General features: G+C 63.4%; 19 protein-coding genes. 12 read left to right on the plus strand and 7 right to left on the minus strand.

The features are described from left to right. Positions 1-9: 9 nt before the first annotated feature. Positions 10-303 (minus strand): lipid-A-disaccharide synthase N-terminal domain-containing protein, encoded by a 294-nt coding sequence (locus tag T5B8_RS06955; protein ID WP_353177407.1) that lies wholly within the window; start codon positions 301-303, stop codon positions 10-12. Then, entirely contained in the window at positions 296-1045 is a 750-nt protein-coding gene (locus T5B8_RS06960) for a glycosyltransferase family 2 protein (RefSeq protein WP_353177409.1), read from the minus strand. The genes T5B8_RS06955 and T5B8_RS06960 overlap by 8 nt, the downstream gene beginning before the upstream one ends. 229 nt (positions 1046-1274) lie before the next feature. Between T5B8_RS06960 and T5B8_RS06965 the strand changes: the two genes are divergently transcribed. Beyond that, entirely contained in the window at positions 1275-2012 is a 738-nt protein-coding gene (locus T5B8_RS06965; protein WP_353177411.1) for a phosphatase PAP2 family protein, read from the plus strand. On the opposite strand, the gene T5B8_RS06970 is transcribed toward T5B8_RS06965, so the two are convergent. Next, complete coding sequence (locus T5B8_RS06970; protein WP_353177413.1) at positions 2006-3535, minus strand: right-handed parallel beta-helix repeat-containing protein; 1530 nt, start codon at positions 3533-3535, stop codon at positions 2006-2008. The two genes, T5B8_RS06965 and T5B8_RS06970, sit on opposite strands and share 7 nt — an antisense overlap. 117 nt (positions 3536-3652) lie before the next feature. Here T5B8_RS06970 and T5B8_RS06975 point away from each other — a divergent pair, with 117 nt between their 5' ends. The 3 genes from T5B8_RS06975 (at position 3653) to T5B8_RS06985 (ending at position 5987) form a co-directional block, all read left to right on the plus strand. Further along, positions 3653-4105, plus strand: a complete 453-nt coding sequence (locus T5B8_RS06975; RefSeq protein WP_502950784.1) for a DUF3465 domain-containing protein — start codon at positions 3653-3655, stop codon at positions 4103-4105. A gap of 67 nt (positions 4106-4172) precedes the next feature. After that, positions 4173-5045: an alpha/beta fold hydrolase gene (locus T5B8_RS06980; protein WP_353177415.1), complete on the plus strand. Its 873-nt coding sequence runs from the start codon at positions 4173-4175 to the stop codon at positions 5043-5045. A gap of 156 nt (positions 5046-5201) precedes the next feature. Beyond that, positions 5202-5987 (plus strand): SHOCT domain-containing protein, encoded by a 786-nt coding sequence (locus T5B8_RS06985; RefSeq protein WP_353177417.1) that lies wholly within the window; start codon positions 5202-5204, stop codon positions 5985-5987. A gap of 29 nt (positions 5988-6016) precedes the next feature. Here T5B8_RS06985 and T5B8_RS06990 read toward each other — a convergent pair whose 3' ends face one another. Together T5B8_RS06990 and T5B8_RS06995 are read right to left on the minus strand one after the other, a co-directional pair. Then, positions 6017-6676, minus strand: coding sequence for a hypothetical protein (locus T5B8_RS06990; RefSeq protein WP_353177419.1), 660 nt, complete (start codon positions 6674-6676; stop codon positions 6017-6019). Between the two features lie 141 nt (positions 6677-6817). Next, entirely contained in the window at positions 6818-8605 is a 1788-nt protein-coding gene (locus T5B8_RS06995) for an alpha/beta hydrolase family protein (RefSeq protein ID WP_353177420.1), read from the minus strand. 28 nt (positions 8606-8633) lie between these two features. Here T5B8_RS06995 and T5B8_RS07000 point away from each other — a divergent pair, with 28 nt between their 5' ends. Genes T5B8_RS07000 through T5B8_RS07010 form a run of 3 tightly spaced genes read left to right on the plus strand, consistent with a single transcriptional unit; the run spans position 8634 to position 11386 of the window. Then, the gene (locus T5B8_RS07000; protein ID WP_353177421.1) at positions 8634-8828 is read left to right on the plus strand and encodes a hypothetical protein; all 195 of its coding nucleotides are present in this window, start codon (positions 8634-8636) and stop codon (positions 8826-8828) included. A 40-nt stretch (positions 8829-8868) separates the two neighbouring features. Beyond that, complete coding sequence (locus tag T5B8_RS07005; RefSeq protein ID WP_353177422.1) at positions 8869-9774, plus strand: ketopantoate reductase family protein; 906 nt, start codon at positions 8869-8871, stop codon at positions 9772-9774. Positions 9775-9826: 52 nt separating this feature from the next. Further along, positions 9827-11386 (plus strand): HDOD domain-containing protein, encoded by a 1560-nt coding sequence (locus tag T5B8_RS07010; protein ID WP_353177424.1) that lies wholly within the window; start codon positions 9827-9829, stop codon positions 11384-11386. A gap of 48 nt (positions 11387-11434) precedes the next feature. Here T5B8_RS07010 and T5B8_RS07015 read toward each other — a convergent pair whose 3' ends face one another. Further along, on the minus strand, positions 11435-12922 hold the full coding sequence (locus tag T5B8_RS07015) for a sodium:solute symporter family protein (RefSeq protein WP_353177426.1): 1488 nt from the start codon (positions 12920-12922) through the stop codon (positions 11435-11437). A 3-nt stretch (positions 12923-12925) separates the two neighbouring features. Next, positions 12926-13168 (minus strand): hypothetical protein, encoded by a 243-nt coding sequence (locus T5B8_RS07020; protein ID WP_353177427.1) that lies wholly within the window; start codon positions 13166-13168, stop codon positions 12926-12928. Positions 13169-13361: 193 nt separating this feature from the next. On the opposite strand from T5B8_RS07020, the gene T5B8_RS07025 reads away from it, so the two are divergent. From T5B8_RS07025 to T5B8_RS07045, 5 genes are all read left to right on the plus strand, one after another. After that, the gene (locus T5B8_RS07025) at positions 13362-14252 is read left to right on the plus strand and encodes a LysR family transcriptional regulator (RefSeq protein ID WP_353177429.1); all 891 of its coding nucleotides are present in this window, start codon (positions 13362-13364) and stop codon (positions 14250-14252) included. Positions 14253-14381: 129 nt separating this feature from the next. Continuing rightward, a complete protein-coding gene (locus T5B8_RS07030; protein WP_353177431.1) occupies positions 14382-15629 on the plus strand; it encodes a CaiB/BaiF CoA transferase family protein in 1248 nt (415 codons plus the stop codon). Next, positions 15626-16549: a hydroxymethylglutaryl-CoA lyase gene (locus T5B8_RS07035; RefSeq protein WP_353177432.1), complete on the plus strand. Its 924-nt coding sequence runs from the start codon at positions 15626-15628 to the stop codon at positions 16547-16549. Before T5B8_RS07030 ends, T5B8_RS07035 begins: the two co-directional genes overlap by 4 nt. A 69-nt stretch (positions 16550-16618) precedes the next feature. Continuing rightward, positions 16619-17365, plus strand: coding sequence for an SDR family NAD(P)-dependent oxidoreductase (locus T5B8_RS07040; protein ID WP_353177648.1), 747 nt, complete (start codon positions 16619-16621; stop codon positions 17363-17365). Positions 17366-17882: 517 nt separating this feature from the next. Further along, entirely contained in the window at positions 17883-19673 is a 1791-nt protein-coding gene (locus T5B8_RS07045) for a methyl-accepting chemotaxis protein (protein WP_353177434.1), read from the plus strand. Positions 19674-19755: the final 82 nt, after the last annotated feature.

Here is a 19755-nt window from a genome sequence, read left to right on the forward strand (position 1 = left end):
CGGCACCGTTTACGCCGAGGCCGACCGTGAGCGGCCGTGGCGAATCAGATACAGATTGCGCGCGTAAATGAACACGCCGGTGCTCTGCCCTAGAATGAATACCGGATCGCCGCGATAAATGGCATAGCCGAGCAGGGTCAGCCCGCCGGCAATACTCAGATACCAGAAGGCGACCGGGACATGGCTCGTGCGCCGGCGCTCGCTGGCAATCCACTGCACGATAAAACGCGCCGAAAACAGCCCCTGGCCGAGCAAGCCGAGCGCGATCCAGGCCCAATCCTGTGTCTGCAACGCTTCAAACACGGGATTTCTCCTGCTCGGCGCGACAGGCGCGGCGTTGTAGCCACAGCACGCCGGCCAGATCGATCAGCCCGACCCACAGCCGGTTATGCACACCGTATTTGGAGTGCCCGCTGCGACGCGGCCGATGGGTGACGGCCACACTGATCACCCGGCCGCCATCACGCACGAACAACGCCGGCAGAAAACGATGCATATGATCGAAAGCCGGCAGGCGCAGAAAATCATCGCGCGCGAACACCTTGAGCCCGCAGCCGGTATCCGGGCAGCCGTCGCCGAGCAGGGCATTGCGTACACGATTGGCAAAGCGCGACGACAAGCGTCGCAGCAGGTTGTCGTTACGCTGTTGACGCCAGCCCATGACCAGTACCGGGGCGTCCGCGCCTTCGTCTTGATAGGCCTGTACCAGACGCGGGATATCCCTCGGCGGGTTCTGACCGTCGCCATCGAGGGTGGCAATCAGCGGGGCACGGGCTGCGCGTACGCCATTGGCGAGCGCGCTGCTCTGGCCGCGATTCTGGGCGAGCGTGACGATACGCAGTGCCGGCGCACGAGCGGCGACCAGCTCGAGCATGGCGACCGTATCGTCGCTGGAGCCATCATCGACGGCGATCACTTCATAATCGCCGTTCGTTCCCAACGCATCGCGTACTTCGCCGATGACATGGGCGACGTTGTCCTGTTCGTTATAAAAGGGAATAACCACGGCAAGAGAGGGCCGGGTTACAGCGCGTTCGTCGATCATGAGACTCGTCTACTCGCCGGGGGAAAAGACAGACCACGGGCCGCTAGCAAGGGCCTATCGCGGTGCCTGTATGCATCCGCGCATTATCGATACGCCTGATAACCGCGTCGTTCAGTTTCCGTTAGTTTTTCGTTTGTCCCTATTGGGACACGAATTACGCACATTGAGCCGACATACATCGAACGCCCGCTCGGCCAGGCTGCTGCGCATAAGCGGATATTCGTCAGGTATGCCCATGACTGCGCCCTGCTCGGCCACCCTCTATCGCCGCGATTTCGTTGGCGACGCCCCGTTACTGTTGTACCCCCTGGCCGGACTCGTCATCGGCCTTGTGCTGACTCGCATATTCGGCCTCGATACGCTCTGGGCCGATGCGCTGTATTACCTGGAAGGCGATCACTGGGCATGGCGCAATGCCTGGCTGACATCGCAACTGCTACATAAATACGGACAACAGTTTTCGATTGCCTGGGGCGTGGGCCTGCTCGCGTTCACCGTCGGCTGCTTTTTCACCGCACGCACGCGGCACTTGCGCCGAGGTCTGGTGTGTCTGTGTACGGCGGTCACCGCCAGCCTGCTGCTGGTATCGCTGGGCAAGCACTGGCTGGCGCTGCCCTGCCCCTGGGATCTGCAACGCTACGGCGGCGATCTGACCGGCAGTGCCTACACGCTCTACCCGGGCGAAGTCAGCGGCTGTTTTCCGGCCGGCCATGCCGCTGGCGGCTATTGCCTGGTCGCACTGTATTTCTTTGCCCGTTACCAGGGTCTACGTCGGCCCAGCTTGTGGCTGTGGCCGGCCGCTATCATCGGCCCCGTCTATGGCCTGACCCAACAGCTGCGCGGGGCGCATTTCCTCTCCCACGACCTGGTGAGTCTGGCCCTGTGCTGGTTCGTCAGCTATGCGATCTTCGCCCTTGCTGCGTATCGGCAGTCGGCGCGAAACGCCGTGTCGGTAACGCTTCAATAGTATTCGTAGGCACCTACATCGGCGCCACCGACGCGGGCGCGCTCACCCTCACGCCGGACGGCGCGATCGGGCTCGGCTCGCGCCACCACGGCCGGGGACCGCGGCAGGCGCTGGGCGAAATCCGGCACATAGCGCGCGGATACGAAACGCGGATGACCGAACAACGAGTTGCGGTCGTTACCCGAGGCGCGCGAATAACCGCCCATACCGTCGTAATGCTTGCCGCGCCATTGCCACTGGCCGGCCCGGCGCCCGGCCTCGGTATAGAACAGGTTGTGATCGCTTTGCAGCGGGCTGGCGCTGGAGTCGACGTAGTAGTTGATGAATACCGCCTGGGCGTTGGCGTAGACGATATTATTCTCGAAGACATTGTCGCGGGCGTTGTACTGGATGACCACCTCGCCGCCCCAGCTCATGGCGGTATCGTTCTTGTAGAAAGTGTTGTATTCGATACGGCAGTCCGCGGTCGTGCCCACCTCGGGATCATAACCGCCGATCGACAGCCCCACGCGGTGGTTGTGGTAGATGAGGTTATTGCGCACCAGTACGTCGCGCGTGGCATGGCCGGCGTTTTCGCTGGCCAGCTCGATGCCGATATCGTTGGCGAATACGCGGTTGCGCTCAATCACGATATCGCGCCCGCCATCGACATAAATACCGCCGGCGGCCATTTCGCCGTCCGGATAGGCGCTGTTCGTACGCGAGCTGATGTTGTAGACGATGTTATCGGCAATCAGACCGTTGCGGGCGATATCGACCGCCGGGTCGGCGGCCATGCCTTCGTGGCCGATCACATCGATGCCGATATTGTTGTTGTCGTGCACCGTGTTGCCGACGATTTCGAAATCGGTCACGTTACCGTTGACCGAGATCGACTCGCTGCAACCGGTCTTGAGCTGGGTGACTTCGTTGCCCGCGATACGGATATGGCGCAGCGCCGCGTCCGAGCGCCGCCCATAGATGGCAATGCCCAGCGCGTTGCCCTCGCAGCCGGACTGGCGTGTTTCGATCGCGCTGATGTGATTGTCGATGAGTTCGATATGTTCGCCCGCCCCGGTCACCAACACCCCCATCGGCACGGATTCGTCGTCGGCATGAAACGCAGTGAGATGCAGCCCCTGAATACGGATATAACTGCGATCGGCAATGCTCACCAACCCCTGTTCGCCGTGGGTCACGCGTGAGCGGCTGCCGTCGATGACGGCGGTTTCGAATGGATAATTGCGCAGCGTAATCATGCCGTGGCGACGCGAACCGGAGCGCGGCATGTGCACGGTTTCGTGGTAGCGCCCGGCACGCAGATAGACCGTATCGCCCGCCCGGGCATGACGCAGGGCAACAGCGATACTGCGCCACGGCGAATGCCGGCTGCCGGTGTTGCCATCGTCGCCCTGCGGGGACACATAGTATTGCGCTGCATGGCTGGCCGCGGTGATGCCGACGCACAACACAACCGCGACCATGACCTGTATCACCAGTCGCAACGGGCTCGACACGGGTCGGCGATGACGAGGCTTGATCATGGCATGCAATCGCGTGGTGGCAGAAAACGACGCACGGCATAATCCCATGGCTGCGATATCTGGCGTCGTTACTATTGCTATCGACCGCGCGACGCCCTGCTTGACCCGGCACCGAGTGTGACCATGAAACGACTCCTGTTCACGATCGCCGTGGCGGTTGCCCTGATTGCGGGCGGCGAACAGCTGCTGCCCGACGCCCCGCGTGGGGCCACGGCCACGCCCGAGCGCGCGCAGACCCGCTCGGATGCAATCGCGCGTGCCTTTGCCCAGCACGCCCGCGACGTGCCGGTTACCGGCGAAGGCCGGGTCAAGACCGTGCTCGCCGACGACGAGCGTGGCAGTCGCCACCAGCGTTTCATCCTGGAACTGGCCAGTGGCCAGACGCTACTGATTGCCCACAATATCGATATCGCCCCGCGGATCGCGCACCTTGCCGCCGGTGATCGCGTACGCTTTCACGGCATTTACGAATACAACCCCCAGGGCGGCGTCGTGCACTGGACCCACCACGATCCGCAGGGCCGGCACGCTGGCGGCTGGCTGGAATACGACGGCCGGCGCTACGAATAAACGGCTACAACGCAACACCGGCCGTCGCGTAAGCGCGTCGACCGATCACGACAACAAGGATTTTTGCATGGCTGGCGCCGACAACCGGATGATCGAAACCGAACGCGGACGTTTTCATGTGCGTTTCGCGGGCCCACCCGACGGGCCGGCGATCGTCATGCTGCACGGCTGGCCGCAAAGCAGCTACTGCTGGCAGGGCGTGGCCGCGCATCTACCGACGCACTACCGTTTGATCATGCCGGACCTGCGCGGTCTGGGCGATTCCGAGCGCACGCTCGACGAGCGCGCCTACACCAAACAGGCACTGGCCGCGGATATGCTCGGCCTGCTGGACGTGCTCGATATTCAGCAATTCAATCTCGTCGGCCACGACTGGGGCGGCGCCGTGGCCCAGGAAATGGCACTGGCAGCCCCTACGCGGGTACGCCGACTCACGCTGCTCAATATCCATGTGCTCACCAACGCCCGCGGCAACGCCGAGGCCCAGGCCCGGCTGCGCAAGTCGGGTGGCCGCTCGTTCTGGTACCAGTTCTTCCAGACCGAGCCGCATCTTGCCGAAGCGATGATCCCCGGCAACGAGGCGGCCTGGCTCGGGCATTTCCTCAAGACCTGGACGCGCGGCCCATTCCCGGCCGATGCGTTTGCCGAATATGTGCGCTGCTATGCCATCGCCGATACCCCGGCCACGGGCGCAGCCTACTATCGCTGCTATAAACCCGATACCGCGCGCTGGGCCGAAATCGCCGGAACCCGCTTCGCCATGCCGGGGCTGTATATCTACGGTCGCCACGACCCGGTGATCATCGACGCCTTTACCCATCATCTGGACGACGTGTTCGACGATATCCGCCGGGAAACACTCGACGCGGCCCATTTCGTCCAGGAAGAGTGCCCACGCGAGGTGGCGGCGCTGATCGCCGACTTCGTGGACGACAACTAGCGTCACACACGCGGCCGAACCAGGCTCGGCATGGCCGATGCCGAACATCCTCACCGAACACCGGGTTCGGGTTCGGTTTCGGGCTCCGCGCTGCTACGGATAGGCGCCCCGTTGGCCCGGGCATAGACTCGATCTCCCCTTGGTTGGAGCGAGGTCATGTCCACACAAACCCACAACGAACCGAGCCTGGACGAACTGGCCGAGCGCTATGGCTTCAGCCGCGAGGCCGTCGGCGTGCTCAAGCGGGCCTTGGCGCAAGGCCATGGCAGCATGGCCAGTTTCAACCACCCCGAACTCGGTGGCGCAGGCCAATGGATGCGTGGCGGTCTGTTGATGATCGAAGACGCCTTCAACCACGAGCTCAAGGCCCGTATCGATGCGCTTTGCCATGCCCTGGGCGAGCATCGCGACGTCCGTGCTCCCGCCGGCGCATTCGCCAGCCAACACCAGTTTCAGTCCAGTCATGACACGGGCGGCGACGATTTCGCCTACGCGTCGTGGGCCGACAGCGCAGACTGGTGGCCGACTGAGCTGGGCTCACCGAATGCCACCGGCCAACAGAACGACCTGCACTATGCCTATTTCGCCGGCCCCCGGCGTCTGGCTCTGCGCAAGGGCAATCAGCTGACCATCCACGATACCGGCGAGCACCGTATCACCGGTATCTCGCAACAACAGGGCAACGATCTGGCGAGCCTGCGTTTTACCAGCCAGCATGGCCCGGTGGCGCTTGCCAGCCTGCCGGTGGTTGAACGCAGCGCCCCCGCCAGCGATCAACCGGGCGGGCAAAGCGCGCCCTGCGCGCGCGAAAGCGCCGACGCAGCCCCCCGCGACAGCCAGGTGTTCGACGCGATCGAACGTCTGGGCGATCTCAAGGCCAAGGGCCTGCTCAGCGACGAAGAATTCGCTGCCAAGAAGCAGGAGTTGCTCGCGCGTCTGTAAAACAGCGGGTGATCGCTTAAGCACACGCCTTAACGCGAACCCGTTTCGCTGGCTGCGGCACGTACGTCGTCGAAATCGTTGTTCAGCTGGGTGCGTACGAGTGCGGCAACCAGCCGTGTGAAATCGGCCTGCGACACATGCTGTGCCAGCGTGCCTGCATCGTCGCCCAGCTCAAGCGCGCTCGCTGCCTTCAATGTCGCCTTGTCGGCGAACGGGTAGAACTCGGGCCAGGCAGCCTGGGCCTCGCGCAGAAAGATCGCTGCACCCACCTTGCCGATCCCCTTGAATACCCTGAGCTTTTTCAACGCGCGGTCGGTGTCGCCGTCAGCTGCCGCGCGCAGCCGGCGTAGATCGCCGCGATAGTCGTGCAACAGCGTGTCGTTGAAGTCCTGCAACTGGGTCGCGGTCTTTTCGTCCACGCGTGCATAGCCGGCGCCGTTGAGTACCGCCACACGCTGCGACCAGCGGCTTTTGGCCAGCTTGTCGGCTGTCGTCCAGCCGGCCCGGGCCATGGCCTGGGCCGCACGCATGGCGATATCGGCCTGTACCGGCGCGCTGGTGAGCATGGCCAGACACAAAAGCCGGAACAACGGCGAGGGCGTATTGCGTGTGATGTTCACGCCCAGCTCGTCGGCAAAAGTTTGCCCGTGACGTTCGAGCAGGGCGGCGACGGTCGACGAACAATCCACGGCCATACAGGCGTTCTGCCACAGTAAATCAAGAAAACGTATTGTCGCAGATCGGCCAACCGCAGCGTGCATCGGCAGCTACGGCCGACCAATGACAAGGGCTTACGCAGGCGCAAGCCCTTGTCGTGAGGCTAGCGTGCGTTATGCGTCGACACGCTGGAAGACCAGATCGGTGAGCTGGATCGTGCCGGCCTGCGACCGGTTGAACTCGATTTCCAGCGCCTTGAGATGCCGGAAGTCGATGCCTTCGAACGCGGTCAGCGGGATATCCACGGCGTTGAGCGTGGTCTTTTGCGAACCGCGGTTGGTGTCGTCGTAGAAATCGCCACCCGGCGGGCAGAACAGCGCATCGCTATAGTCACTGGCGGTCACGCTTGCGCGGTTGCCGTCCATGTCCTCGAGCACGATATCGAAGTCCTGGCCGCCTTCGTTATCTGCATCGCCGTGCGAAATACCGACGCGCATGGACACCACCTGATAGGCGGTGACATCGGTATCCAGCAGCTGGGTGCGATAGAAGGCCGGGATATCCCACGACATATAGAGCATTTCGGCGATGTTGAACGTCGGTACTGCCACGGCACAGCCTTCGCCGGGCCGGCCATTGGTCTGACAGGTGCCGAAGGTCGACATGTTGTAGAAGTAGTTCGAACCACCCAGGTTGTTGATGGTCAGACTCGCCGGGTCGAGCGTGTCGTCGATGATCAGCCGGTCCGTGGCCGGCGCCATGACGCTGAGCAGGTAGCGATCGTCGCAGGATTGTTCACCGTTCGGGCAAATGCTCGAAGGCACCGGCGCCTGGCCTGACCAGAGCGGGCCGAATGCCTGCTCATGACCGATGAAGTAGCGAAAGAACGAGGCGATGAAGAACAACCCGTGGGCCTGCTGTAGCGCCGGGGTGTCGCGACCATTGCCTTCGGCGTTCTCGCCGCACCAGGGGTCGTCGCCTTCGGGATCGATATAGGTCCAGTCGTCGGGCCGTGTATCGCTCGCCCACACCGTATTGAAGTAGTTGTGGTTCGCGCCCATCGGGATCAGCTGGAACTTCGGATAGGGATCGCTGGCCAGGGCATAGCGACTGGTGTCGTAGGCGAAATTGCCCATCATGTCTTCCACGTCGCCATCGCAATAGCCGGCCACCGATGCCAGGGTGACGTTGTTCACGCCCTGGGTGTTGTAATCGGTAGGCGCCAGCGAATAGACGGCCGTGATGTTGTGCGGATTGAGCTGTTCGCGGTTGTAGCGCACGGTCATGTTCACGCCTTCGCCGCCACGCGAATGCCCCATGATGCCGATCTCGCTCATGTCGAGCTTGCCCATCAGCTGCGACAACCCCTGCCCGCCGACCTGGTTGATATCCCGAAACGCATCGAGATGACGCACCACCAACTGGGCGCGGGCCAAGCTGCCGGTATCGCCGTTGCTGGGGCCCGAGTCGTTATCGTTGATATCGTTGGCGTCGACCGAGATCACCGCATAACCGTGCGATGCCAGATTGCGCGAAATATATTCATAGCCACGAAAGCTGGGAATGGGATTTTCGCAGTCGTCGTCATCGATACCACGTCCGTCGTAACAGGTGCCGTGGCGCCCGTGCAGGAACAGCAGCACCGGAAATGGCCCCTCGGCATCCTGCGGGTACTGGATATAGCCATGGATATCGGAACCGTAGGAGTCGCCGTTCTTCCAGTCCATGACCGTCATACGGCCGAAGTTGTATTCGTTTTCGGCCACGGTGTATGGCCCCTCGTCCGCGGGATCGGCCGCGACTTGCGTGGGCACGGCATCGGGCATGGTACGTTCGGCGGCGGGCGCGTCGCCCACGCTGTCGTCGTCCGAGGAATCGTTGCAACCGGTCAAACCGAACAGCACAACGAGCAAGAGCAAGCCGAACCAACGGCCGGCCGCATGCGGCCAGATGTTTTTCATGTTTGGGTCCCCAAAAAGGTACAAAAAGTTGGGCCTGCACCCGCGCGATGCGCTGCGTGAAACGGTTTTTCACGCCCCCGAGCGCAACGAGGGACAGGCGCTGGGGATACAGCAATTGGCTTGCCATTCATTACTGCTTTTTTCGCAAAAGTCTTTTACGCTCAGCCACATCGGGCAAACGACCACGCCGTGGTTTCATGCCAGCCCGCCGATGCCGCGATAATGGCCATCCCGCCTACCCGATCCGCCAACACGCAGACGCCGTGCCCCACATCGATATGGACACACCCCACTGGTTCCTGACCGGCGCCGGCCATATCGGCACGCTCGCCGCCTGGTATCTCCAGCGCGCCGGCCACGGCGTGACCGTGCTCAAGCCAAACGCAGCACCGGTGCGCGAGGCCCGCATCGCGTTCGCAGGCGATGGTCGCGAACAGCGCATGAGGCTGCCGGTGCAGACACCCTCGGCCGACGGCCCACCCATCAGCCATCTGATCGTGGCCTGCAAGACGCCCTATACCGCCGCCGCGCTGGCCAATATGGTCCTTGCGCCGAGGGCGACGGTCGTACGGCTGCAAAACGGCATGGGCAGCCTCGACGGACACTTGCCCGCCGACGCACGGCTTATCGAAGCGGTGACCACCAACGCCGTGACGGGCGATGCAGGCGTTCATCGGGTGGTGGCCGAAAACCAAAGCTGGATGGGCGATGGCGGCGCCGCGCCGGCCTGGTTCGAAAGCCTGGCCCGCTGCTGGCCGGGCCTGCACTGGGCGCACGATATTCGCCGTCCCCAGTGGCGCAAGCTCGTTGCCAATGCGGCGATCAACCCGCTGACCGCGCTTTACGATGTGCCCAACGGCCGACTCGTGGACGAGCCGGAACTTTATACAGCAATGGGCGCGATCGTGGCCGAGGCCGATGCCCTGCTAAAACGCCTGGACCCGGGCTGGCCAGGCGATTCGCTGGGCGCGGTCGCTGCCCTGGCGCGTGCAAGCGCCGACAACTGCTCCTCCATGCGCGCCGATATGCAGCGCGGCGCACGCACTGAAATCGATGCCATCAACGGCTGGCTGCTCGAACAGGGCGCGCAACTCGGAATGGACATGCCGGTCAACCAGGCACTCGTCGAACGCGTTCACGCAGCCACGCCGGCGACCGCGCCGGGATAAAGACTTGGCGCGGGCGGCCGATACTGGATAACCGGGATCGCGTTGAACGCATATGGACAAATCGATCGAAAACCAGCTGCGCCTGTGCCCGACGCTGCCGACGATTTCCAGCGTCGCCCTGCGCATCATCGAGATCGGCCGCCACCCGGATATCGACCTGCAAGAGGTCGCGAGCCTGTTGTCCAACGACCCGGCGCTGGCATCCAAGACCCTGCGCATGGCCAACTCGCCGCTTTATACGCGCGGCCGACAGGCACGCAATCTGCATCAGGCGGTCACGGTGCTTGGGCTCAACGCTACGGTGAGCGCGGCCTTGAGCTTTTCGTTGAGCGCCTGGCTGCGCGACGCACGCACGCCGGGCATCGATCTGGATCGTTACTGGCGGCGGGCATTGTTGTCGGCACTGGCCGCACGATTGCTTGGCGAGCACCAACATGTGCAGGGCCCCGAGGAGTTGTTCCTGGCCGGACTGCTACAGGATCTGGGCATGATCGCGCTGGATGCGGCCATGCCGGAAACCTACGGCCAGCTCAAGCATATCGCACACAACCACGACACCCTGGCCGCCTACGAACGCGAGCTGGTGGGCACCGATCATTGCGAAGCAGGCGCGTGGCTGATGCGCGAATGGGGCCTGCCGGATTATCTGGTGCTGGCCACCCACGCCAGTGACGACCTAGCACAGGCGGATATCCCGGACGATCTGGAACGCTTCGCGGGTTGTGTCGCGGTATCCGGCCGGATCGCCGAAATCTATCTCGCCGAAGACACCCAGACCGCGACCGCCGCGGCCGCGCAAAGCGCGCGTACCTGCTTGAACATGGGCCCCGACGACCTTGGCGCGGTGCTTGGCCGCATGGCCGAAGCCCTGCCCGAGGTCGAATCCCTATTCGACATGACCGTGCTCACCGCGCCGCAGGCCATGGGGCTGACCGACCAGGCCCACGAACTGCTGGCCACCCGCAACCTGCAACTGCTGCACAGTGCTACGGAATTACAACAACGCGAGCAGGAGTTCAGGCAACAGGCCAACCGCCTGGAATACATCGCCCGCCAAGACGCGCTCACCGGTATTTCCAACCGGCGTCATTTCGACGAAGCCTTCAAGGACCATTTCGAGCGCGCCCGGGTCGAGGCCTATCCGTTGAGCCTGGCCTATCTCGATCTCGACCATTTCAAGGCCATCAACGACCGCCATGGCCATCCCTGCGGCGACAACATCCTGTCCGCGATCGCCAAGAGTATTCACGACCAGCTGCGCCAGGACGATCTGTTCGCGCGCTATGGCGGCGAGGAATTCGTGCTCTTGCTACCGGGTATCGACAAGGCGAGCGCACACAAGATTCTGTTGCGTATCTGCAAGGGCGTTGCCCGACTGCAGCATCGGCTCGATGACGGCGAAGTACTCACGGTCACACTGTCGGCCGGAATCGCCACCTTCCCGGGCAACGACATCGACACACCCGATCAACTCATGCGCGCTGCCGATCAATCGCTCTACAAGGCCAAGCAGAACGGGCGCAATCGCGTGGTCTGTGCCGATAGCGCGGCTGAAAGCGATGCTTCGCACACGCAGGGTCTGCACGGCCGGCCGGCATCGCCGACGCGCTGAGGCCCCGGCCAACCGCGCCCCGGCCGCGCCGCCCTGGCGCGATAGCCGTTAGCTGCCAATCACCGAACGCGCGTGCTTGCGCTCGGCGGTACTGGCGCCGACAACCAGGCTGCCCAGCACGCAGATCGCGGTATTCAACAACAAACCCCATAGACCGCTGAACACGCCCAGCGGGCGCAGGCCGGAAAAGGTCATCGTCGAGGCCAGCAAGGTACCGGCAAGCATGCCGATGAACACCGCACGGGTGTTCAGCCGGGTCCAGTACAGGCCCAGCATCAGCGCCGGCGCGGCCTGAATGAGCAACTCGAACTTGAGCACGAAGATCTGATAGAGCGTGGACGGCGGATACCAGGCCACGATCACCAGCACGATGACCGCGACCAGACCCACAAGTTTGCCGATGAGAATCTTGCGGTGCTCGTCGGCGTGCGGGTCGATATAGCGCCCGTACAGATCGTTGGACACGATCGAGGAAAACGTCAGCAGCACCGAATCCGCCGTGGACACGATCGCCGCGATCACACCGCCGAACAGCAGGATCATCGCCCAGTAGAACAGCGGATGCTCGAGTGCCAGCGCATTGGCGATACGCCCGACCAGCTGCTCGGATTCGGCCGTGCTCAAGCCCGGAAAAGCGGCGATGCCGATAATGCCGACCAGAAACACCACGCCCGCGGTGATGAACGGCATATAGGCCATACGGATGAACGAGCGCTTGAGCGTGGCCTCGCTACGCGCCGAAAAGATGCGTTGCACGGCATGCGGATACACCGCCGCGCCAATGCCCACGATCGCCAGCAGGCTGAACCAGTTGGCAATGCCGCCGGCATCCGGTGCACCGAGTTTTTCCGGGGTCTGATCACGCATGACCTCGGCCGCGGCCGAGGGGCCGCCGAAATAGATCAACGAGCCGATCAGCAGCATGAACACACCGAACAACAGCGCAATACCCTGGATGGTGTCGGTATAGGCCACCGACCGCATGCCACCCAGCCAGCTGTAGGCGACCATGATCACGATAAAGAACACCACACCGACTTGATACGGAATGGTGCCGCCAGTCAGCCCGGACACGCCCTGGCCGATGGCCACGAACTGTTCGAGCAGGTAGTTGCCCAGCGCATAGAGCATGAGCGTGGCGGCCAGAATGGTCACCGCTTTCGACTTGAAGCGGATATCGATCCAGTCCACCGGCGTGAGTAGCGAAAACCGCCGCCCCAGGGCATACAGACGGGGGGCGAAAAACAGATACACCGCGATGATCATGATGAAAAACGGCACCGACACCAGATACTGATAGCCGATGCGATAGGCGGTCGGCGGATACCCCACCACTGTATTGCCCGAATACTGGGTGGCGAAAAAGGTGAAGAACAACACCATCACGCCCAGTCCGCGCCCGCCCAGATAATATTCGTCCAGGCTTTCGTGAATGCCGCGGTTGCGCAGATAGGTGATCAGGCCCACCGCCAGCATGAGCGCGCCATAGGCCAGCAGCACCACGATGCCGGAAATACCGCCGAATGCGAGATCCATGGTTTAGACCTCGCTGTCGTTGTCGTCGTCGCTGCCCATGTCCCACTGGCAGCACACCACCCAGGTCACGAACACCGACAGCGCCAGCGACGCGCCGAGAATGATCCATGCCCAGTAGGGCACGCCCCAGATCAGTGGTTCGAAAGAACCGGCCGGAAAATACCAGGGGTTGATCGCGGCAAACACGACGACGAACACGATCCACACGAGCGGGCTTTTCACCGGCTCCTTGCGCTTGCGTTGCATTTTGTTTCTCCTGCTTCGCGGCGACAGCCCAGCGCTGTCCGGGCGCACGGCTTGACCTGTCGAAGCGGTCGCGCTGTCATGCTTATGCCATGGCCCGCGCCGCAGCATGACCGGCCGGCGCCTACGGCGACAATCAAGCAATACGAAAGGGTGACTTCGTGATCCACGAAACCTCGGCCCATGGCGGGGCGCGATGAAGCGTATCGATCTGGTCAGCCTGCGGCTGTTCGTCTCGATCGCTGACGCCCGCAGCCTGACCGGCGCGGCCGAGCGCGAGCATATGGCCCTGGCCGCGGTGAGCAAGCGCGTGCGCGATCTGGAAGCCCGGCTGGATACGGCCCTGCTCTATCGGCGCCCGCGCGGGGTCGAGCTCACCCCGGCTGGCGATGCCCTGCTGCACCACGCCCGTACCGTGCTGGCCGATATGGACAGCCTGCATGCCGAGCTCAGCGAATACAGCCGCGGCGTACGCGGGCATGTGCGTATCCATGCCAATACCTCGGCGATTATCGAATTCCTGCCGGAGGACCTGGCCTCGTTCACCCACCGCCACCCGGAAATAAAGATCGATCTGCAGGAACGCGTGAGCAGCGAAGTCGTACATGCGGTGCGCGAAGGGCTGAGCGATATCGGGCTGTTCGCCAACACCACCGCCATCGATGGCCTGCAGGTCTTCGACTACCGCGAAGACCGTTTGGTGCTGGTGGTGCCCGACGGCCATGCACTGGCCCACGGCGTGCGCGTTACGCTGGCCGATGCCCTGGCCTACGACTTCATCGGGCTGCAGCACGATGCCTCGCTGCACGGGCTGATCGCGCGGGCCGCCCGCGCGAGCGGCGTGGCGCTGCGCATGCGTATTCAGGTGCGCAGTTTCGAAGGCATCTGCCGCATGATCGCCCGCGGCATGGGCGTGGGCATTCTGCCGGTCAATGCCGTGACCCACCTGCGCGGCCTGCCCTTACGCGTGGTGGAGCTCGACGATCGCTGGGCCCGGCGCGGCCTCTATCTGGGCGTACGTGACTACGACACGCTCTCGGTGACCGCCCGCCAGATGGTCGACCACCTGATTCGCAAACACGGCTGAGTACCGCCACTTTGAAACGGGCCTACGTCATACACGAAACCTCGATGCACAATCGATTGATTGTCGCGCCAGCCAGCGCTGACTAGCCTCGATGGCATTGCCCGACGACCGTGCAACGAGAACACAGCCATGAAACATGCCCAATCGCCTGCCGACACCCCGCCCATGGCCCTGGAAGGCCTGAAGGTACTCGAACTCGGCCAACTGATCGCCGGGCCTTTCGCAACCAAGCTACTGGGCGAATTCGGCGCCGACGTGATCAAGATCGAGCCGCCCGGCACGGGCGATCCGCTGCGCCGCTGGCGGGTGATGCGCGGCGATACCTCGCTGTGGTGGCATGTCCAGACCCGTAACAAGCGCTCGCTATCGCTGGATCTGAAATCCGAGGACGGTCAGGACATCGTCAAGCGTCTGGTCGCCGAGGCGGATATCGTGGTCGAGAACTTCAGCCCCGGCCGGCTGGAGAAATGGGGTCTGGGCTGGGAAACGCTGTCGGCGATCAACCCGGCACTGATCATGGTGCGTATCTCCGGCTATGGCCAGACCGGGCCCTATCGCGATCTGCCCGGCTTCGGCGTGATCGGCGAGGCGATGGGCGGACTGCGCTATCTGTCCGGGCATCCGGGCGAATCCTCCGTACGGGTGGGCGTTTCCATCGGCGATTCGCTGTCTGCCCTGTACGGGGTGATCGGTGCCCTGCTGGCCCTGCAGGAACGCCATCGCTCCGGTCAGGGCCAGTACATCGATGTCGCGCTCTACGAATCGGTTTTCGCGATGATGGAATCGCTGATCCCTGAATACGACGGCGCCGGCGTGATCCGCGAACCCAGTGGCAGTGCCCTGCCCGGCATCACGCCCTCCAACGCCTATCGCTGTGCAGACGGCCGCGAAGTGCTCATCGCCGGCAATGGCGATTCCATCTTCAAACGGCTCATGCAGGCGATCGGGCGTGACGATCTCGCTGCCGATCCCGATCTGGAACACAACGATGGTCGCAGCCGCCAGGCCGCGCGTATCGACGGCGCGATCAATGCCTGGACCGGCGAGCGCGACCGCGAAGCCGTACTGGAAACGCTGGAGGCCGCGCGCGTACCGTGCGGGCGGCCCTACAACGCTAAGGACATCGTCGAAGACCCGCATTACGCCGCCCGGCGCATGCTCGAAACCATCACCATCGACGACGGCTATGAACTCAAGGTGCCGGGGGTGCTGCCACGGCTGTCGCGCACGCCCGGGCGTGTCGGCGGTGGCGGGCCACGGCTGGGCGCGCATACCCAGGATGTGCTCGACGAGCTGGGCATCGACCGCGACACCCAGGCCAGACTGCGGGCCGCGGGCGTACTCTATGACGATAATCAGACCGGGGCAGACACATGAGCGCACGGGTTTTTATCAACGAGGTCGCCCCGCGCGACGGTTTTCAGATCGAGCGGGATTTCATACCCACGGCCGACAAGATCGCGCTCATTGATGCCCTCTCGCCGCTGGGCTTCGCCAAAATCGAGGCGAGCTCGTTCACCTCGCCGAAGGCGATTCCCAATCTCGCTGACGCGGCCGATGTATTCCACGGTATTCGCCGCCAGCCCGGCGTGGATTACGTCGCCCTCATTCCCAACGAAAAAGGTGTGGAACGCGCCCTGGCCTGTGGCGTCGACGAGCTCAATTTCGTGATGTCGGCCAGCGACAGTCATGGCCGTGCCAATCTGCGCATGACCGCGGACCAGTCGTTGGCCCGTTTCGAAGCCATGGTCGCGCTCGCCGACGGCCACGACGTGTTCCTCAACGCGTCGATATCCACCGCCTTCGGCTGCCCGTTCGAAGGCGTCGTCCGCGCCGAGCGCGTGCTCGAAATCGTCGCCCGCCTGGGGGCCCGCGGTCTTCAGGGCGTGACCCTGTGCGATACCACCGGCATGGCCAATCCGCGCCAGGTCGCCGACCTGTGTGCCGACGTGCTCAAACGCCACCCCGACATGGCGCTCACCCTGCACCTGCACAACACCCGCGGCATGGGCCTGGCCAATGCCCTGGCCGGTTACCAGGCGGGCGTGATGCGTTTTGATGCGGCGCTGGGCGGTCTCGGCGGCTGCCCCTTCGCGCCCGGAGCGAGCGGCAATGTCTGCAGCGAAGATCTGGTGCATATGTTCGAACAGATGGGCGTTCATACCGGTGTCGATCTCGATCGCCTGCTTGGCGTCGCCGAAGGCCTGCCGGCGATTGTCGGTCACGACGTGCCCGGCCAGGTGGTCAAGGCCGGCACCGCCCAGCGTCGTTATCCGCTGCCCGCCTCCCTGCGCTGACCACCACGCCCGGCGGCCATTGCGCGTTATGCTCGCCGCTGGCCTCGTAATGGAGAAGCTGTCTTGGATATGCAACTGGCAAACCGGCGCGCGGTGATCACCGGCGCCAGCCGCGGTATCGGCCTGGCGATCGCCACGGCACTGGCACGCGAAGGCGTGGATATCTCGATCTGTGCACGCAGCGCCCGGGCCCTGGAAAACGCGCGTGCCGCGCTGACCGAACATGGCGTACGCGTGCACACGGCCGTCTGCGATGTCGGCGACCCGGCCGCGATCGAAGGCTATATCCAGGACGCAGCCGCAGCACTCGGCGGTATCGATATCCTCATCAACAACGCCTCCGGCTTTGGCGCGGGCGATAGCGAAGCCGGCTGGGCGGCGGCCATCGATATCGATTTGCTGGGTACGGTACGTGCCACCCGCGCCGCACGGCCCTGGCTGGAGGCGAGTGAACAACCCAGCGTGATTCATATCGCCTCGATCGCCGGTCAGGCGGCCTCCGCACGTACCGCGGCCTATGGCGCGATCAAGGCTGCCTTGATCCAGTACACCCAGTCTCAGGCCTCGGAAATGGCCGCCGCGGAGATTCGCGTGAATGCAATCGCCCCCGGCTCCATCGATTTCCCCGGCGGGCTGTGGGACAAGCGCCGCCGTGACAACCCCGACCTGTACGAAGGTACGCGGGCGACCATCGCCTTCGGGCGTTTCGGCAAGCCCGAGGAAATCGCCGATACGGCGGTCTTTCTTGCCAGCCCCCGCGCGTCATGGATCACCGGCCAGACAATCACCGTGGATGGCGGTCAGCTTTTGCGCTAGCAATGATCAAGCGGCGCCACGCTGGCCGGTGTCAGCGGTTTATCGACCCGACGATTAGCCGGGCATGAACGTCGATGATTTTTTCGGGTTGATCAAGGCGCATATGCGAACGCATACGCGCGGCGACAAGCGCGCGCGACGCCATTGAAAACGGCTGACGATCTTCGCTGTTTTTCCATCGGATCGATAACGCGCCAGCCGGCGTTTGCCGTGCCCGCCGATCGCCGCGAACCTGAGTCGCGGTGTCGCACATCGCAACACGCAAAGACAAAAGAACATTGCAATTTCGGCAGCTAATCATTCCCAGACCGCAAACCGCCCCGACTGGAAAATAAAAAGCGACATATCTTCAAAAAGATAGCCAAAGCAGCCGCGAAAGCCGCCACTCGCATATTGCGCACATCGATTCGCATTCTGCATTAAAGCGGATGTGCTGTCGGCCGTATTACTTCCCGTAAGCAGTGTTCACGGGGGCCGCGCCCCGTCATATAAAAAACACAACGAAGCAGGGGTCCATATGCGCCACAACGCGCCGGTAACATCAAACGAGTACGTGATTGGCGAGCAGCAATATCTGATCTCGCAAACGGATCTGGATAGCCATATCGTGTTTGCCAATCCTGCCTTTATCGAGGCCAGCGGGTTCGAATGGGACGAACTCGTCGGCGAACCGCATAACCTCATTCGGCACCCCGACATGCCGCCCGAGGCTTTCGCGAATTTCTGGGAGACCATCCGCGCCGGCAAGACCTGGACCGGCATCGTCAAGAACCGCCGCAAGAACGGCGACTTCTACTGGGTGCACGCCACCGTCATGCCCATCATCCAGCAGGGCCGGGCGGTCGGTTATGCGTCGGTGCGTCGCGGTGCCACACAGGCCGAAAAAGACCAGGCCACGCGTGTCTATACTCGCCTACGGGCCGGCGAAAAGCCGCGTGCCCATCTGGTGAACGGCGTCATTCACGAACATGCGCTCAAGGCCCGCCTGGCACGCTGGCGCCATGTCTCTTTCACGTTCCGCCTGGGGCTGATGACCTTGCTGGCCGTGGCCGGTATCGCAAGCATGGCCGCGCTTTGTGCCCAGGAACTACAGACCATGCATACGCTCATCCAGCAACTGGGCGCCCAAAGCGAGGCGGCCCTGACCGCAGCCGGCGCGCCCATACCGGACACCATCACCGAGCTGGAAAACCGTACCGAGACGATGTTCGGGCGCATGATGCAGACCACGCTCGCAGTGGCTGTTGTGTTTGGCGTGCTGCTGCTGGGCTGGGGGATCGTGCTCGGCCGCCGCATCGTACGTCCGCTCAACGACGCATTGGCCCTCAGTCGCCAGATCGCCGCAGGCAATCTCACCGCCGAAATCGATACCAGCCGACAAGACGAAGTCGGCCGCCTGATGACCTCGCTCAACGTCATGCGCTGTAGCCTGATCAAGATCGTACAGGACGTTAAGAACGGCATCGGAATCGTGGCACCGGCGACGGCGGAAATCGCGGCCGGCAACTCGGATCTGTCCAACCGTACCGAGCAACAGGCCGCCGCGCTCGAACAGACGGCCAGCAGCATGGAACAGATCACCGCCAATGTCAGCCAGAGCGCACAAAGCGCGCAATCGGCCACGGACCTGGCGCGCCAGGCGGCCAACAGCGCACAGCGTGGCGGCGAGGAAATCGACGACGTGGTCGAAACCATGACCCGGATCACCGATTCGTCGACCCAGATCAACGCCATCGTCGGCATGATCGACGATATCGCCTTCCAGACCAATCTGCTCGCGCTCAACGCGGCCGTGGAAGCCGCGCGGGCCGGCGAACATGGCCGCGGCTTTGCCGTGGTCGCCGACGAAGTCCGCACGCTCTCCAGCCGTACGGCCAAGTCCGCCGGCGAGATCAAGAACCTCATCGAGGCCTCGAACGAACGCGTCCATGCCGGCAGTGCCCAGGTCGGACGGACCCGTGAAACCATGCAGGGCATCGTGGATTCGATTCGCGAAGTCAGCACGATGATGGAACAGGTCGCACTGTCCGCCGAAGAACAGCGTACCGGTATCGAGGAAATCGGCGTGGCGGTGTCGCGCATGGATGAAATGACCCAGCAGAACGCGGCCCTGGTCGAAGAGTCGGCGGCCTCTGCGCAATCGGTGAGCACCCAGGCCAACCAACTCGGTCGCAGTGTCGATATCTTCCGTATCGACGAGGGCCCGATGGCGGCCAGCCCGGCCGGCGAGACGCGCACACGCTTCACGTCATCCATGTCTGGGCATCGGGCGCACGCGCCCGAGCCGGCCACGCCGGCCATGGCCTGAGTCGCCGACTCGATTCCATCGCTCGACAGGCGCGGCCGTGCCCGGCCGCGCCCTTGCCAGCGTACCTGACAAGCTATCGACG

This window comes from Salinisphaera sp. T5B8 (assembly GCF_040361255.1).
Taxonomy (GTDB): domain Bacteria; phylum Pseudomonadota; class Gammaproteobacteria; order Nevskiales; family Salinisphaeraceae; genus Salinisphaera.